Origin of the sequence: Methylocaldum sp. 14B, from assembly GCF_002005105.1 — a bacterium.
Lineage (GTDB): Bacteria > Pseudomonadota > Gammaproteobacteria > Methylococcales > Methylococcaceae > Methylocaldum.
Genome location: NZ_MSCV01000001.1, coordinates 127957 through 143266, shown reverse-complemented (window position 1 = coordinate 143266; position 15310 = coordinate 127957). Strand labels below are relative to the sequence as shown.

Genomic DNA, 15310 nt, shown 5'->3' with positions numbered 1-15310 from the left:
TAGCATATAGAGACGTGGACTTGAAAATTAGAACTATAACAATGAGACAAATTGGAATGACGGCATCAAAGATCGGATGGTTTTTGCTGGGAGCCATGCTTTTGCCGGGGTGCGCCACACAATCGGATTATCGGCCTTTCAAATCCGAGAAAAATATTGCGACCACCGAGCGACACCCCCGAAAACAGAGCTATAACCAACCGTATCGGGTAAAAGGAAAAACGTATTACCCGTTGAAAAGCGCCAGAGGCTATAAAGCCAAAGGAGTGGCATCCTGGTATGGATGGGAATCTGGGCATCGGACAGCTATGGGATCACGCTTCAACCCCAACGCACTAACCGCCGCGCATCGCACACTTCCCTTGCCTTCACGGGTGCGAGTGACCAATCTAACAAACAAACGATCAGTGGAGGTGATCGTCAATGATCGTGGACCATTCATCACGAGTAGACTAATCGATCTGTCCCATGCCGCCGCCAAAGCACTTGGCATAAAAGGAACGGCTCGGGTAGAGGTGATGGCGCTTGATTAGATCCTCTTTCTCAACGCTTCGAAAGCTTGCGATCGACATCTTCGAAAAAACGTCGTCCTAGTGATCTCAAACGGTCACTGTCCCCTTTCGCCGCACAATGCACAAACGGCAATGCACCCGAACCGTATCAAAACGGGTCTGAAAATCGAGCCCAGAACGAGGTAAACCGGTAATCCCACTGATTTCCCCCTCGTCATCTGCTTACTTCATGACATCTCTCAACAGGCGAAACGACCACATCGAAGTCGTTCAATGCGCCGCACTGGCCACTGCATAAAGCGGCGAATAATCAGCCTGCCAGAATTTCTCGAGCTGATAAAACTCTCGCGTTTGAGGCTTCATCACATGGACGATCACATCCCCCAGGTCCACCAAGACCCACTCGCCACCACCCTGCCCTTCGACGCCGAGCGGCTGGACCTCGTTATTTTTCGCCTCGTCAATCACGTGCTCAGCCAGTGATTTCACGTGCCGTTCCGAAGTACCGCTAGCGATTACCATAAAATCTGCAATGCCGGTTTTTTTCCGAACGTCTATTACTTTAATGTCCTTACCCTTGCCATCATCTAAAGCCAGCAATACAACCTGCAACAATTGATCTGTAGTCATGTGTCTATGCAAAAGGATTTTCTCCCAATTGAATTATCGTCATTTGTCATTCTCTAGGACCGGAAAATGCCGCGAAAATCTCCCTTGAACGCGCCCCACGACCTTAGAGTCTCTACCGTTTTATGCCATTCTCGTTCAATAAGCTCACGGCGTAGCGAATCGGGATTGCATAGCTAATTCCACTCGGCCGCTCAAGAAGATTCTCTTTCGTCTCCTGGACAAAGACCTTGTTAATTATCCCAACAACGCTGCCGCTTTTGACATCGTACAGCGGACTCCCGCTGTTTCCCGGGTAAGCCGTCGCATCGAGCTGAAAAACATCGTAGGGCTCGGAAAGTCGACGGATGATTTTGGGGTTCAGCCGCTGCGACGTATGTGCCGGGATCGCGATGGGACTTATGGCAGAAACGATTCCTCGATGTGTAGCCGGATTAAGTCCCAGAACCATGCCGATCGGGTATCCCGTAAAGGCGTATGACTCTCCCTCCCGAACCTTACTCGAGTCTCCTAATCGCATAAATGGCAAAGGCGACCCGCCGATTCTTAGCACAGCAATGTCATGAGACTCATCCGTTGCAATTTCAATAGCCTGTCGCACGCTTTGCTTTTCGCCGTCGCGAGTGAAAACAGCCAACATTTCGAATTTTGATCTGTCAGTCGCTTCCGGAAGAACATGTGCGTTCGTCAAGATGTGCAAGCCGTCGCTAATCGCGAAACCAGTCCCCCGGAAGATCGCCGGCGGGGTTCGCGTTCTTTGATAAGTTCCGATCCCGACGATGGCCGGTTTAATCTTTTCTATTATATCGGGCAGTTCGTCGGCATGAATTTTGGCGCTAAAGCCTAAGCTTGTACTGAAAATTCCGATACCGGCTAGACACAAATTCTTGAGTCGCATTCAAATCTGTAAGGAAAGAATTCGCCACTAACAATTATCCGATGAATCGATCGGCTCAGGTTCTGTTTCTATTATGATTAGGCACTATTCGTCAATGCGCTTAGTGAGAAAAGAAGAGCTTGCCATTCACTCTGGCCTGGTTTACAAGAATCGCTCCTACGCGGAATAACCTCTCGTGGCAATCCGGTGGGCCACGAGACTTTTAGGCCAAACGTGTTTATACACTTAGGGCATTTGGACGCGATTCGCAAGCAATCGGCAGTCCACACTAATAATTACTCCTATACAGCACTCTTCTACGATGCATCCAAACCTCGTCAAATGGTTGGTCTACCCTGTTCATGAACGGATGGTAAGCCGCCCCACGTTTACCTATCTAGCCGAATTGGAAAAAACACAGTGGCTTTCGCGTGAAGCGGTCGAAAGGATGCAGATGGAGAAATTGCTGGCCTTGTTGCACATAGCCGATGATCATAGCCCTTGGCATGCGGAACGAATCCGTGCGTCGGGCCTCGACTTAACCGCCAGTCGCGACCTAACCTTCGACGATCTTCGCCGCTTGCCGACAATGAACAAGGCGGACGCGTCCGTTAACAGAGATCGCATAGTTTGGAAAAACGTTCCGGGAGGCGCGCATCGCTACAATACAGGAGGGTCAAGTGGCCAACCGTTGATCTTTTATTTCGGCAGAAAGCGGCAAGCTGCTGATGCCGCCTCGCGCATGCGCGCACGCCGATGGTGGAAGATAGAAGTTGGTGAACCCGAAGTGTTTTTATGGGGGGCGCCTGTAGAACTCAATAAAACAGATCTTGTTAAAAAAATAAGGGATCGACTCTTTAATCAATTGCTTCTGAATGCCTTTGAGATGTCGGAGAGCAGGATGAGCGATTATCTCAAAATAATTCAATCATTTAATCCCGCCTGCATCTATGGCTACGCGAGTAGTTTGAGTCTCTTGGCATCCTACGCAAAGAGCCGGAACAGGGTCCCGAAGTTGTCACGCCTCAAAGTTGTGTGCACCACCGGAGAGCCCCTATTTCCTGAACAGAGAGCGTTAATCGAGGAAGTCTTCGATAAACCTGTATCGAATGAATATGGATGCCGCGACGGTGGGTTGATTGCGCTCGAATCGCCGCAAGGCCAAATGCTGGTTAACAGCGAAAGCCTCATTGTCGAGATTTTGGACGATAACGGGATGCCCGTCGCCCCCGGTGAAATTGGAGAAGTTGTTGTCACAAACCTATGTTCGGAGGCTCAACCGTTTATCCGTTACCGCACCGGCGATATGGCACGACAAACCGACGAATTGTGCAACGTAGGTCGTGGCTTACATGTGATCTCGGAGATCATGGGCAGAACCACCGATTTCGTAGTTCGCCCCGATGGAACGATCATGCACGCCCTGGCGGTCATCTATGTGCTACGTGCAATCGAAGGGGTTCACGAATTCAAGATTATTCAACCATCAACAACTCAACTTGATGTTATGGTCGTTCCAAGCCCCATCTGGCACGAGAGCGCAAAGGATGAAATCGTGAAACAGCTGCAGAGCAGGATGGGACGAGACGTACGGGTAGAGGTCAATACGGTGGATAACCTACCGCCGGAGGCTTCAGGAAAATACCGTTATGTTACCAGCCATGTGCCGTTGCCGGAAAAGCTGGAGATCCGATCCTGATCTCCACTTTGAGGGCACTCTTACAAAACCAAGATATTTTTGCTAGTCCCTCTCGACCTGGACCATGATACTTGTGCCCGGTTGAATGTGTTTTTCGATCTTAGAACCATTCCACTTGCGCAAGTCAGCCACACTGACTTTAAATCGTTTCGAGATGGAAAACAGCGTATCGCCTTGCCGAATGGTATAACTAATCGACTGCGAAGACTTAATCCCAGAACTAGCGATTGCCAGCTTCTTGGCGGCGTCCTTGTTCCAAAGCACTAAATTTTGGCCAGCCTTGACGCCAGTCTTTGCCGATACACCATTCCACTTAGCTAACTGCTCAACATCAACGGAATGTTTCCTTGCGATAGACCAAAGCGTGTCACCCGACTGAACGGTATAAGTCGACCGTTTATTTAGAGACTCAGCAGATTTTCCCTTTGCGGAAACTGCCGCAACACTGTCCCCGCCTCTGATTTTCCCGATTACTTTGCCAGAAGGCTTGGACGCAAAAGATACGACGCCCCGACCACGGCGTGCTTTTTCTTCTAATTTGCCTTTTCGCACCTTCTGGAACTTACCGTTCTTTTCGGAGTAACTGCCATGTGCCCTGCCGGATTCCCAAGCAACGTCAGCATTTGCCAATTTCGAGTCCCGCGCAGCGATCAGCTCGTCAGCGATCGATGGGCGCCCCCCATCTAGAGGTTGGCTTTGTTGCGCCAGCCGTTCCAACTCTTGCTTAAATTCGCTGATTTTCTTGTCGGCAGGGATAAACAACCTATAACTGCCTTCGATGTCGGCGTATTGGCGCTTAAAACCGGGGTTCAACTCGTAAAGCTTGTCCAAGGAGATATCGGCCGCATCAGCCGCGAGCGCCAGGTCCAGTTGCGTGCTTATCTTTACCGGCTTAAACAAGGCTTCGTTGGGAATGTGATGTAAGTCAATGCCGTACTGTTCAGCCTCCGCGAATAACTTCGCAACAGCCAAGAGACGCGGGACATAGGTGCGTGTTTCTCCCGGCAAATCCAACGACCAGAAATCGGTAGGCTTATTTCTGGCCTCGTTCTTCTGAATGGCTCTGGCAACTGCACCCTCACCACAATTGTAAGCCGCTATTGCAAGCAACCAATCGCCATTAAAATCGGAATGAAGTTTCTTCAAATATTTGATCGCCGCTCGAGTTGATGCGTACACATCACGTCGACCATCATATGAACGGCTCTGTTTTAAGCCGTAAAGCCGCCCGGTAGAAGGAATGAATTGCCATAGGCCCGCGGCTTTAGCCGGAGACACTGCATCAGGCTGGAATGCACTCTCGATGACAGGCAAAAGCGCCAACTCGCCTGGAATATCATTCTTTTCGAACTGCTTCACGATAGAATAGAGAAAAGGTTCGGCCCTTTTCTGTACACGATCCACGTAGGTCGGATGATTGACGAACCATTCGAGTTCACGATCTATTTCCTCGTGCTCAACAGGCGGCAAATTGTACGAATCGAACAATCGATCCCACAAACTGTCATATTCGGCCAGGCTCTTGCCATTATGACGACCGGTAGAGGCTTTGTCCTTTTTCCTAAACCAGCGGCTGGTATTCTTAGAGATATGAAAGACGCGGGAATTTTTGCTGTTCGGCGTTGACGCCGATTGAGAATTGTCGGTAAAACTGTTGTCCGTCTTCGTCTTCCCGGCGTGATGCGTACAGGCACTTAGAGACAAGGCAAAAGCTGATGCATAACAGAGCAACTTTACATCGCGTTTTGGCCGTCTCATCGTGTCTACCTCAGAGTTCTATTCGGGTGATTTATAGCGGCATACCAGCAGTTTAGTCAATGAAAACCAAACGCACACCGTCGCCTCACCCTCGCCAGGTATTTCTGGAGTGGTATCACGCCACAACCCTAGGGCAAATACTACAAACCATCGAGGCATCCTACCTCCAAAGTTCGCTGAATCCTACTTACAATCAAAAAATTTTACAAGTCGGCTTACTAGGATGCGAGAATTTATATATTGATGAAATATTTATTCATAACTTCGTCCTTGTTAGCGCTGAGCATCGGGGCGAGCCTTATACCAAACAGGTAATCACGGGGTATCCAAACGCACTACCCGTCGCGACCGCAAGCATAGATATCTTAATTTTGCCTCATGTCATCGACTTCGAAATCAACAAGCACGAAGTCTTACACGAAGTTGAACGCGTGCTAAAACCTAATGGCAGACTCTTCGTCCTTGGCTTTAATCCCTGGAGCGTGCACGGCATCCTTCAATATCTTCCGCGACGCTCATCATTTTGGCAGCTCAACTTTATCAGCTGCTACCGCTTATTAGACTGGTTGAGCCTTCTAAAATTCGATGCTGAATACAGTGCGGCATTCAGCATTGCGTCGTCCAAAGTGATACAAAGACCCAACTCATTTTTCAGCAAATCTCGCGCTAATCTGTCATTCGCATTCGGCATAAAGGCGGTTAAAAGAACTTACACGTTGATACCAATCACGCCAAAATGGGTCAGCGCACCGGGTTTAGTGCCCAGCCACATGCTCGAAACTTTACAGTAAGAGGCACCGTGACTAACACAGTTAACATCTACACGGATGGCGCTTGCCGCGGCAATCCGGGACCCGGAGGGTGGGGCGTAGTGTTGAAGTACAAAAGCAAAGAGATGGAGCTCTACGGAGCAGAGCCCAACACTACGAATAACCGCATGGAGCTCATGGCGGCAATCAAAGGATTGGAAGCCTTGAAAAGACCCAGCAAGGTCTGCATAACGACGGATTCTCTTTATGTTCTCAAGGGCATTTCCGAGTGGTTACCGGACTGGATCCGACGAGGGTGGAAAACATCAGCAAAGAAGTCGGTCAAGAACGTCGATCTTTGGCAGCGTCTCGTAGCCGCTCAACAAGACCATAGCGTCGAGTGGAAATGGATAAAGGGACACACTGGGCATATCGAGAATGAGCGCGCCGACGCACTTGCCAACCGAGGGATAGACGAACTGTTAGAACCTACAGCGCCAGAACAGGCGAAAACAATTCATGCGACAAGTCGTACTTGATACTGAAACAACTGGGCTCGACCCTGCAGAAGGGCACCGCATCATTGAAATCGGCTGCGTGGAACTCATCAGTCGCAGGCTGACAGGAAATCGCTTTCACGTCTATCTGAATCCAGAGCGGAACATTGATCCAGGAGCCGTTGAGGTACATGGACTGAGCGCCGAATTTCTAGCCGATAAACCTCGCTTTGCCGATATCGCCGAGGACCTTTTGGCTTATATCAAAGGCGCTGAACTGGTTATCCACAATGCTCCGTTCGATGTGGGCTTTCTCAACCATGAACTGCAATTGCTATCCAGCGGCTTTGCCAGCGTGGCGGAATATTGCACCGTTCTGGATACGTTGGTGCTCGCCAAAAAGAAACATCCCGGACAGCGCAACAATCTGGACGCATTGTGCAAACGATATGGTGTAGACAATCGACACAGAGAACTGCACGGCGCTCTACTCGATGCCGAGATCCTAGCCGAAGTCTATCTCGCCATGACCGGTGGCCAGACTTTACTGGTATTGGAGCCGGAATCGACAGATGAGGGTACGGACAAATTACAGCAAACGCCAAAATTGACCCTCTCAATAAATCGCCCTCAGCTTAAAATAATCCGTTGCAGCGAAACGGAACTCCAAGCGCATGCCGCCAGACTTGATGCTATCGATAAGGCAAGCAACGGGAAATGTCTCTGGAAAGCGTAAAGATAGAACCGAAGAGGCTTATACGTTATCCTTATAGGAGAATGTTTGATGAATCGAGGAGAGGTGGCTGAGCGGTTTAAAGCGGCGGTCTTGAAAACCGTTGACGGTTGATCCCGTCCGGGGGTTCGAATCCCTCCCTCTCCGCCATATTCTAAGGTAAGCGCTCTAGTCCAGTTTTAGCCATTGACGTTATGATCGGCATTCTCCTGGTAGATGATCATGAACTGGTTCGAGCGGGCATCGAGCACTTACTGAACGAAGCCGAGGACATGAAGGTAATCGGTATAGCGTGCTCGGGCGAAGAGGCCATCGAGCAAGCTGACCGGCTGAGTCCCGACTTGATCGTTATGGATATCAATATGCCGGGTATAGGCGGGATTGAAGCATGCCGAAAGATCAGTCAAAAACATCCACTGGTGAAAATTGTGGCTTTGAGTGTGTATGCTGATGGACCATTCCCGCACCAACTCCTAAATTTGGGCGCTCACGGCTATGTTTCGAAGAGCTGTCCTATCAGCGAGTTGATCAATGCTATTCGGACGGTATCCGAGGGCAAACGATATCTTAGTCAGGACGTTGCCAGTAAAATGGCCTTGGCCAAACTGGCCGATCAATCCTCGTCGCCGTTTAACGATCTATCGTACCGCGAACTGCAAGTCGTCATCATGACACTTCAAGGCCGGTCGATTCAGGACATGGCGGACATGCTGACGATAAGCCCCAAAACGGTCAATACATACCGGTATCGGGCGTATGACAAACTGTCTGTCAAGAACGACGTAGAGCTGACTCGGTTAGCGACAAGATACGACCTTATCAGCGACACTCCCCTCCGATGAGGATTCAAGTCTATTTGCCTCGGTGGTGGAATAGGTAGACACACGGGACTTAAAATCCCGCGCCCTAACCCGGCGTGCCGGTTCGATTCCGGCCCGAGGCACCAAACCCGCTTTCCGTGAACGGCTGACTCATGCTGTATCTATCGACTCAATCCATCATCAACGGCTCTACGATACTCCACACAATCGCCAGCCATGGCTGACTCCCTTCAGTCAGCTTTACACCAAAACTCCCGCCTTTCAACGAAACAGCCAATCGAGGTATGTTTCAGGGTCAATCTAGCGATATCTAAGGTGGAATCGATTGCAGACAAGCGCAATTCCTCGCTCTTTCGACCGCGGGTCGAGAGTTTCTTTTAGTGACCCTTTGGTTTGATGTTATAGGGTTCTTGTCAGATGAATCGATTCTTATCCCTCGCTAGAGTTTTCGGCCTAATGCTGATGGTTTTCAGCGTGACTTACGCGTTACCTATCCTGACCTCGTTAAGTTACCGTGACGGGACGGTTTCGTTGTTTATCGAAGACATGCTGCTCACTCTAGCCGCCGGCGGACTTTTATGGCTCACGACGAGAAAATTCCAGCGCGAATTGAAAGCCAAGGATGGGTTCTTGCTCGTGGTGCTCGCCTGGACGGGAATGGCGGCGTTCGCGACCTTTCCTCTGATGTCCTACCTCAAGGATTTGTCATTCACCGACGCCTATTTCGAAGCCATGTCCGGGCTCACAACGAGCGGCGCAACAATCCTGACTGGTTTGGATGAATTGCCTCCGGCCATCAACTTATGGCGACACGAACTTCAATGGCTGGGAGGCATGGGAATCATCGTTTTAGTTGTCGCAATTCTGCCGGTACTCGGTGTCGGCGGACGGCAGTTGTTTATGGCCGAGACCCCAGGCCCCATGAAGGAGAGCAAACTCACTCCTCGCATTACCGAGACAGCCAAAAACCTCTGGCTGGTTTATGCCGGCATTACCGTCATCTGTATCGGATCGCTCAAACTAGCTGGGATGAACTGGCTGGACGCAATCTGTCATGCCTTTTCCGCCATGGGGCTAGGCGGGTTTTCAACACACGATGCCAGCATAGGCTATTTCGATTCGCCGCAAATCGAGGGCGTCCTCACCATTTTCATGCTGCTCGCGGGAATCAATTTTGCCACGCACTTCCTGGCGATCCATAGCAGGACCTTTGCCCCTTACAAGCATGATATCGAGGTGGCGCCTTTTCTGATCCTGATTATCGCCAGCTGCGTGGGTGTCGCTTTCTATCTTTGGCAGCAGGGTACTTATGCTGACTATTGGACAGCCTTTCGACACACGAGCTTCAATCTGGTCTCCGCAGCTACCGATTGTGGCTACGCCAGCGTCGACTTCAACCAATGGCCATTATTTGCGCCGCTATGGATGCTCTTCTTGAGCTCCGTCTCAGCCTGCACCGGCTCCACCGGTGGCGGCATCAAAATGATGAGAACCCTAATTCTGGTCAAGCAAAGTCAGCTGCAGATGCTCATACTGACGCATCCCACGACCGTGAACCCCCTCAAGCTTGGCAACATGGTCATTCCATCGAATATTATTCTCGCGGTACTCGGATTCATCTTCGTCTATTTCATGAGCGTCGTGATTCTGACCTTGTTGCTGGTCATCAGTGGCCTAGATTTCGTCTCGTCCTTTTCCGCCATCATTGCCTGCATCAACAACATGGGTCCCGGACTAAACCAGGTAGGGCCAGCCGGCAATTTCGCGGGGCTAACGGATTTCCAGACATGGACCTGTACCCTGGCCATGTTTCTCGGCCGCATTGAGGTTTTTACGGCGCTGATTTTGTTTACGCCGGCATACTGGAAAAAATAAGAAGATTCGTCGGCCAGTATCATTTAATACGCTGATAAACGCCGATCAACTCGGCCTGCGCCAAAACATGTCCTTGCATGGCTTTTTCGAGCTGGGCTTTCGTGGGCTTATGCAGTCCAGACAAAACAGTATCGAGTGCGTAAAGCTTATGGAAATACCGATGCCGCCCTACTGGCGGGCATGGCCCGCCATAGCCCGTCCGCTTCCAATCGTTGACTCCTTCGGCAGTGTCGGCGGGCAAAGACTGCGACGAAATTCCCTCCGATAAACCGCTCGAGCTTGTCGGAATGTTGTAGAGCACCCAGTGGACCCATGTCATCTTCGGCGCCTTCGGATCCGGTGCATCGGGATCGTCCACAATCAACACCAAGCTTTTCGCGCCCTCGGGAATCCCGGACCAGGACAACGGCGGCGACACGTCTTGACCGTCACAAGTGAAGCGCTGTGGCATATCGCCGTTATGCATAAATGCTGACGATTCGATCTTCATGGACATGCCCTGCCCTCCTTTAAACTCCTCTGAAATGACTGCATCACTGGCGATTAGCAGCGCACCACCCAGCAGCAACCACATCCAGCGATTAAACAAATTCATAATCCTTGACCTCCTTGTCAATCAATGAGAAATCAAAATCTAACCCCGGAGACGAACAGCCAGAACGTCGCACTCAGCATGGTGAATCACGCTGGCGGCCGTAGAACCGAGCAACAGACTGATGCCGTGCCTGCCATGCGATCCGATGACAATTAGATCTGCCTGCAGCTCCTTGGCAATGCGGATAATCTCCACCTTGGGACTTCCGATTTCAACCCAGCGATTGTCTTGAGGGATAGCCAAACGATCGGCGATCTCTGCCAAACGCTTCCGCGCCGCATCCATCATCTGATCTGTCAGATCGATGTCGAACGGCACAATCGGCCCATAAGACGAATCCATGACCGGCATATTTTCCACGACATGGATAATGCTAAGTCTGGCGTCGTACTTTTTCGCCAAATCCTGAGCCTGCTGGATCACCTGTTCCCCGTGCTCGGAAAAATCGGCTGCCAATAAAATCTGCCGGTACGTCATCACCAGTCTCCTATTCTCTGCTTGCGCTCACATGGTTCGACCAAACAGGATCATCATAACTTGATAGCTTACGACTACGTACCCGAAAGCCAACCCCAAGCCGAAAAAGAATGAAATGGCCAAAGCATGTCGCAAAATATGCCCAATTACCGCCAAGTGCCAAAGCATCAGAAGCGTCAGAAAAATGTAAACCCCTTTGGCTTCCGGTGTCACCAGCAGCCAGGCAAGGAGCGGAACAGCGGCTGTGCTGATCAAAGCATCACATGCGTATAAAGCGGTCGCCGTTTGTTGCAGGCGGGGAATCCCCTGGCTCAGATAGAGTGCCATATAAAGAAAGCCGAACAGCATTAAAGCTTCAACCACGGCCTCGACGACCGCTCCGCTCCAATCGCGTTCCAATCCGAGCAGCACGACACCTACGATCAAGTAGGCGAGAACCGCGAGCCCTAACAGCAAGCTCGACGCAGGAACATCCCGAGGTCCTTTCTTAAAAAAACAGATATCGAGAAACAGCTTTATCAGCGGCATGTTTACACTTCGGCAGCAAATTCGAACTCGCTCAAGTTTCACCCGAGACCGATTCCAACACCTCACTTGCCTCCAACCAGGCGGACTCGGTTTCCACCAGTAGGCGGTCAATTTCAGCTTTTTCAAGGAGCAAAGACTGTAAGTCCGCCTTCGAGTCACCCTCGTACAGCGCAGGATCTGCCAGCCGCTCTTCGAGACGCCGCTTTTCGAACGTCAATTTCTCCAAAGAGGCTTCAGCCCGTTCCAGCGCCTGCTGAAAGGGTCTCAACGCACGCCGCCGCTCCGCATCCAGGCGCCGTTGATCTTTGCGGGACGGTGCCGCCTTGCTTTCGGCCGAAGCTTGCGATATGGCACGTCGATTGCTCAGCCACTGCCTGTAATCATCCAAGTCACCAGCGAATTTCTCAGCCTTTCCGTCGGCGACTAACCAGAAATCGTCGGCAGCCGTTCGGAGCAAATGGCGATCGTGAGAAACGAGCACCATCGCTCCCTGATAATCCTGCAAGGCCAGCGTAAGCGCGTCACGTGCGTTCAGATCGAGATGGTTGGTGGGCTCGTCCAGCAACAAAAGATTCGGCTTCTGATAAATCAAAAGAGCCAATGCAAGCCGGGCACGCTCGCCACCGGAAAACGGCGCGACTGCGGCCAACGCCTGGTCGCCGCAAAAACCAAAACCGGCAAGAAAATTGCGCAAATCCTTTTCTGCCGCATTTGGATCAAGTCGCTGCAAATGCTTAAGGGGACTTTCATCGACCCGCAACTGTTCGAGCTGGTGTTGTGCAAAATAACCGACCCTCAGGTCTTGCGCTTCCAAACGCTCTCCGCAGCTTGGGCTCAAAACACCGGCCAATAATTTGATCAGGGTGGATTTGCCTGCGCCATTTGTGCCTAAAAGGCCTATCCGCTCGCCCGGATTCAACGTCAGATTAACGCCGCTTAAGATAGGCGTCGAACCGTACCCCACGCCAGCCTCATCCAGCTTCAACAAAGGCGAAGGCAGCTTATCCGGCGGCAGAAAAGAAAATTTGAAAGGCGAGTCGACATGCGCCGCGGCAATCAATTCCAGCTTGCTCAACGCCTTGAGGCGGCTTTGCACCTGGCGCGCCTTGGTAGCTTGCGCACGAAATCGATCTACGAACGACTGAATACGCGCGACTTCGCGCTGCTGTCTTTCATAGGCCGCTTGTTGTTGCCCCAAGAGTTCCGCTCGTCTCGCCTCGAATGCCGAATAGTTTCCGGAATACAGCGTAACCTTTTGGTTCTCGATATGAAGCACATGATCGACGATATCATCAAGAAAATCCCGATCATGAGAAATCAAAAGCAGAGTACCGGCATATCGGGACAGCCACTCTTGAAGCCAAATCACGGCATCCAAGTCAAGGTGATTGGTCGGTTCGTCGAGAAGCAGCATATCCGACCGACACATCAGCGCTTGCGCGAGGTTGAGGCGCATTCGCCATCCGCCAGAAAACCGATTTACCGGCTTGGCCTCATCGCCCGGCGAAAACCCGAGACCGGACATCAGTTTGGCGGCGCGCGCCTTGGCTTCATAACCTCCGATCGCGTCTAGGCGAGAATGGAGCAGTGCCAGCTTCTCACCATCGCCGCTTTTCTCCGCGTCGTGAAGACCGGCCTGGATGAGACGCAATTCGCGATCACCGTCCATGACATAGTCCAAGGCGTTCTGATCGCTAGCCGGGGTTTCTTGGGCCACATGGGCGATATCCAAATTCGGCGGCATCGAAATTTCGCCGGCATCGACATGAATCTCGCCCAGAACCAGACGAAACAAACTGGATTTACCGGCTCCGTTCGCGCCAGTGATACCGACCTTCTCACCGCTATGGATGGTGAAGGAAGCCTCGTCAAACAGAAGACGCTGGCCTCGCCTTAACGCGACCGATTTGAAATTAAGCATGCCAATGGGGTGCCAAGCCGGCACCGGTCATTAGCCGGAAAGGCAGCGCGGAATTAAGCAGCCTGCTCGATTCGCCGGTCGGCTTCTTTGACAAACTCATGGAGGTCCCCTTTTTTGACGGTAGCACGGGGGATGATCAGAGCCGTGTCAATGCCTACGAAAAGAAAGGCGTATTTTTTGGTCATCTCGACGCGAAGAATATCGGCCCATTTCATCCGAGACTCGCCGTTCCGGTTGACCTCTACCAAAACATGCGGCTCGGCCCGCAAGGTATATGTACCGAGGATGCAAGCTCTTTCTTCATCCGAGTACAGTTTCCGGATCTGTCTGCGCAGGCTTCCCTTGAAATAGAGGGGGGTCAAAATGCCCCATAATGCAGCGATCACACCTACGTAGATCGCGGAAAGCGTATCCTGATAGTAAAACCACAAGAACAGCGCGATGAGCGCCATGATACCGGGGAAGATCGCCTGGTGACGACGCAAGGTTTTCTGCCAACTCGCGGAGTTCTGCAATTGATGTTCGTTGAAGGCAACCAGATCCTGTTCGCGGACTTCGTATTCTATTTGGGTCATGCGTCTATCACAGAAATTGTCTAACACCCTGCGCCGCCGACGAACCGGCAGCACATCCCCGGAGCGCTAAAGGGTGACTAGTATACGTAATTCTGTTTCAATTTACTCACTTCGGTGGGCTTGTCTAATCCGAAGCGGGATTTGGTGCTGCACAACGGAGAACAAAATGAAAGGCAATGCCGATGTTATCGCGCGCTTAAACCATTTGCTGATCGGCGAGCTGACTTCCATCGATCAGTATTTAATTCACTCCCGGATGTATAAGGATTGGGGATTTAACCGACTGTATGAACGCATTCATCACGAATTGCAGGAAGAACAGTCCCATGCCGACCGATTGATCAACCGAATTCTATTCCTCGAAGGTGTGCCGGATCTCAGCAAGCGCAACGCACTGCAGATCGGTCAGGATGTTCCAGGCATGCTCAAGAATGACCTGACTTTAGAATACAAAGTAATCGACGAACTCAAAGAAGCGATGGCGTTTTGTGAAAGCGTCGGCGATTACGTTACGCGGGATATCCTTCTGACGCTTCTCAAGGACACAGAAGAGGACCACGCCTATTGGCTGGAGATTCAGCTCGGCCTCATCGAAAAAATCGGACTACAGAACTACCTGCAAACACAGATGTAATCTACACATCCAGCCTGCCCTATCACTCGCCCACCTATGGGCAAGACAGTTCAAATCAAATCTTATTTGATAATAATTATCAGTTGTACTAGTATTTAGATCAGGTTTTTTCATCTGGTCTTGTTATGTACATCTGTATCTGCAAGAAAGTCACCGACGGACAAATCCGAAAGGCCGTTCAGGAACAGGACGTGACAAGCATGCGCAGTCTGCGCTCCAAATTAGGTGCGTGCGATCAGTGCGGCAAGTGTGCGGTTCAGGCCAAACAGCTTATCCGCCAATGCTTGCAGCACGAAAAAACGGTATCAGACCATAACCCGCGCAAGGCCGCATAAGCTTTATCCGCTCCGATAGCAGCGGGCCGCTTGAGCTTTAGAAGGCTAACGGTCGACCCCGTTAGAACGGAGTGTTCTTCGGAGTGAAAGGCAGAAG

At 51.1% G+C, this 15310-nt stretch carries 17 protein-coding genes and 2 tRNA genes; 11 read left to right on the top strand and 8 right to left on the bottom strand.

Annotated elements, in window-relative coordinates; translation table 11 throughout:
* The first annotated feature begins 56 nt into the window (after positions 1-56).
* Complete coding sequence (locus tag B2A78_RS00685) at positions 57-533, top strand: septal ring lytic transglycosylase RlpA family protein (protein ID WP_077727970.1); 477 nt, start codon at positions 57-59, stop codon at positions 531-533.
* A 249-nt stretch (positions 534-782) separates the two neighbouring features.
* Here B2A78_RS00685 and rsfS read toward each other — a convergent pair whose 3' ends face one another.
* On the bottom strand, positions 783-1142 hold the full coding sequence (rsfS, locus tag B2A78_RS00680; RefSeq protein WP_077727969.1) for a ribosome silencing factor: 360 nt from the start codon (positions 1140-1142) through the stop codon (positions 783-785).
* 112 nt (positions 1143-1254) lie between these two features.
* Complete coding sequence (locus B2A78_RS00675) at positions 1255-2037, bottom strand: serine protease (protein ID WP_077727968.1); 783 nt, start codon at positions 2035-2037, stop codon at positions 1255-1257.
* 301 nt (positions 2038-2338) lie between these two features.
* Here B2A78_RS00675 and B2A78_RS00670 point away from each other — a divergent pair, with 301 nt between their 5' ends.
* The gene (locus B2A78_RS00670; protein ID WP_077727967.1) at positions 2339-3715 is read left to right on the top strand and encodes an AMP-binding protein; all 1377 of its coding nucleotides are present in this window, start codon (positions 2339-2341) and stop codon (positions 3713-3715) included.
* 42 nt (positions 3716-3757) lie between these two features.
* Here the strand turns inward: B2A78_RS00670 and B2A78_RS00665 are convergent, their stop codons facing one another.
* Positions 3758-5473, bottom strand: a complete 1716-nt coding sequence (locus B2A78_RS00665) for a LysM peptidoglycan-binding domain-containing protein (RefSeq protein ID WP_077727966.1) — start codon at positions 5471-5473, stop codon at positions 3758-3760.
* Between the two features lie 59 nt (positions 5474-5532).
* On the opposite strand from B2A78_RS00665, the gene B2A78_RS00660 reads away from it, so the two are divergent.
* The 7 genes from B2A78_RS00660 (at position 5533) to B2A78_RS00630 (ending at position 10148) form a co-directional block, all read left to right on the top strand.
* Entirely contained in the window at positions 5533-6264 is a 732-nt protein-coding gene (locus B2A78_RS00660) for a methyltransferase domain-containing protein (protein ID WP_077727965.1), read from the top strand.
* An 8-nt stretch (positions 6265-6272) separates the two neighbouring features.
* On the top strand, positions 6273-6761 hold the full coding sequence (gene rnhA, locus B2A78_RS00655; protein WP_240502355.1) for a ribonuclease HI: 489 nt from the start codon (positions 6273-6275) through the stop codon (positions 6759-6761).
* The gene (gene dnaQ, locus B2A78_RS00650) at positions 6742-7455 is read left to right on the top strand and encodes a DNA polymerase III subunit epsilon (RefSeq protein WP_077727963.1); all 714 of its coding nucleotides are present in this window, start codon (positions 6742-6744) and stop codon (positions 7453-7455) included. Before rnhA ends, dnaQ begins: the two co-directional genes overlap by 20 nt.
* 57 nt (positions 7456-7512) lie before the next feature.
* Positions 7513-7602 (top strand) — tRNA-Ser (locus B2A78_RS00645).
* Positions 7603-7646: 44 nt separating this feature from the next.
* Positions 7647-8294: a response regulator gene (locus tag B2A78_RS00640; RefSeq protein WP_077727962.1), complete on the top strand. Its 648-nt coding sequence runs from the start codon at positions 7647-7649 to the stop codon at positions 8292-8294.
* A 16-nt stretch (positions 8295-8310) separates the two neighbouring features.
* Positions 8311-8398 (top strand) — tRNA-Leu (locus B2A78_RS00635).
* A 292-nt stretch (positions 8399-8690) separates the two neighbouring features.
* The gene (locus tag B2A78_RS00630) at positions 8691-10148 is read left to right on the top strand and encodes a potassium transporter TrkG (protein WP_077727961.1); all 1458 of its coding nucleotides are present in this window, start codon (positions 8691-8693) and stop codon (positions 10146-10148) included.
* 19 nt (positions 10149-10167) lie between these two features.
* On the opposite strand, the gene B2A78_RS00625 is transcribed toward B2A78_RS00630, so the two are convergent.
* From B2A78_RS00625 to B2A78_RS00605, 5 genes are read right to left on the bottom strand one after another with little or no spacing between them, the layout of a single operon-like run.
* Positions 10168-10743 (bottom strand): YbhB/YbcL family Raf kinase inhibitor-like protein, encoded by a 576-nt coding sequence (locus B2A78_RS00625; RefSeq protein ID WP_205780631.1) that lies wholly within the window; start codon positions 10741-10743, stop codon positions 10168-10170.
* A gap of 39 nt (positions 10744-10782) precedes the next feature.
* Complete coding sequence (locus B2A78_RS00620; RefSeq protein ID WP_077727960.1) at positions 10783-11220, bottom strand: universal stress protein; 438 nt, start codon at positions 11218-11220, stop codon at positions 10783-10785.
* A gap of 27 nt (positions 11221-11247) precedes the next feature.
* Positions 11248-11748: a hypothetical protein gene (locus tag B2A78_RS00615; RefSeq protein ID WP_077727959.1), complete on the bottom strand. Its 501-nt coding sequence runs from the start codon at positions 11746-11748 to the stop codon at positions 11248-11250.
* Between the two features lie 31 nt (positions 11749-11779).
* Positions 11780-13669, bottom strand: coding sequence for an ATP-binding cassette domain-containing protein (locus B2A78_RS00610; protein WP_077727958.1), 1890 nt, complete (start codon positions 13667-13669; stop codon positions 11780-11782).
* Between the two features lie 53 nt (positions 13670-13722).
* Positions 13723-14244 carry a YcxB family protein gene (locus B2A78_RS00605; RefSeq protein WP_077727957.1) on the bottom strand — a complete coding sequence of 174 codons (522 nt, stop codon included), beginning with the start codon at positions 14242-14244 and terminating at the stop codon, positions 13723-13725.
* Between the two features lie 166 nt (positions 14245-14410).
* Here B2A78_RS00605 and bfr point away from each other — a divergent pair, with 166 nt between their 5' ends.
* Positions 14411-14878 (top strand): bacterioferritin, encoded by a 468-nt coding sequence (gene bfr / locus B2A78_RS00600; protein ID WP_077727956.1) that lies wholly within the window; start codon positions 14411-14413, stop codon positions 14876-14878.
* Positions 14879-15003: 125 nt separating this feature from the next.
* Positions 15004-15213, top strand: a complete 210-nt coding sequence (locus tag B2A78_RS00595; RefSeq protein WP_077727955.1) for a (2Fe-2S)-binding protein — start codon at positions 15004-15006, stop codon at positions 15211-15213.
* Positions 15214-15310 lie beyond the last annotated feature (97 nt).

What these genes read in the sequence shown, in the direction of transcription:
- B2A78_RS00610 (WP_077727958.1), bottom strand. Translation starts at nt 13,669, where the DNA reads ATGCTTAATTTCAAATCGGTCGCGTTAAGGCGAGGCCAGCGTCTTCTG.
- B2A78_RS00660 (WP_077727965.1), top strand. Translation starts at nt 5,533, where the DNA reads ATGAAAACCAAACGCACACCGTCGCCTCACCCTCGCCAGGTATTTCTG.
- B2A78_RS00605 (WP_077727957.1), bottom strand. Translation starts at nt 14,244, where the DNA reads ATGACCCAAATAGAATACGAAGTCCGCGAACAGGATCTGGTTGCCTTC.
- B2A78_RS00640 (WP_077727962.1), top strand. Translation starts at nt 7,647, where the DNA reads ATGATCGGCATTCTCCTGGTAGATGATCATGAACTGGTTCGAGCGGGC.
- B2A78_RS00630 (WP_077727961.1), top strand. Translation starts at nt 8,691, where the DNA reads ATGAATCGATTCTTATCCCTCGCTAGAGTTTTCGGCCTAATGCTGATG.
- B2A78_RS00625 (WP_205780631.1), bottom strand. Translation starts at nt 10,743, where the DNA reads ATGAATTTGTTTAATCGCTGGATGTGGTTGCTGCTGGGTGGTGCGCTG.
- B2A78_RS00675 (WP_077727968.1), bottom strand. Translation starts at nt 2,037, where the DNA reads ATGCGACTCAAGAATTTGTGTCTAGCCGGTATCGGAATTTTCAGTACA.
- B2A78_RS00620 (WP_077727960.1), bottom strand. Translation starts at nt 11,220, where the DNA reads ATGACGTACCGGCAGATTTTATTGGCAGCCGATTTTTCCGAGCACGGG.
- B2A78_RS00615 (WP_077727959.1), bottom strand. Translation starts at nt 11,748, where the DNA reads ATGCCGCTGATAAAGCTGTTTCTCGATATCTGTTTTTTTAAGAAAGGA.
- B2A78_RS00670 (WP_077727967.1), top strand. Translation starts at nt 2,339, where the DNA reads ATGCATCCAAACCTCGTCAAATGGTTGGTCTACCCTGTTCATGAACGG.
- B2A78_RS00685 (WP_077727970.1), top strand. Translation starts at nt 57, where the DNA reads ATGACGGCATCAAAGATCGGATGGTTTTTGCTGGGAGCCATGCTTTTG.
- B2A78_RS00665 (WP_077727966.1), bottom strand. Translation starts at nt 5,473, where the DNA reads ATGAGACGGCCAAAACGCGATGTAAAGTTGCTCTGTTATGCATCAGCT.
- B2A78_RS00595 (WP_077727955.1), top strand. Translation starts at nt 15,004, where the DNA reads ATGTACATCTGTATCTGCAAGAAAGTCACCGACGGACAAATCCGAAAG.
- dnaQ (WP_077727963.1), top strand. Translation starts at nt 6,742, where the DNA reads ATGCGACAAGTCGTACTTGATACTGAAACAACTGGGCTCGACCCTGCA.
- rsfS (WP_077727969.1), bottom strand. Translation starts at nt 1,142, where the DNA reads ATGACTACAGATCAATTGTTGCAGGTTGTATTGCTGGCTTTAGATGAT.
- bfr (WP_077727956.1), top strand. Translation starts at nt 14,411, where the DNA reads ATGAAAGGCAATGCCGATGTTATCGCGCGCTTAAACCATTTGCTGATC.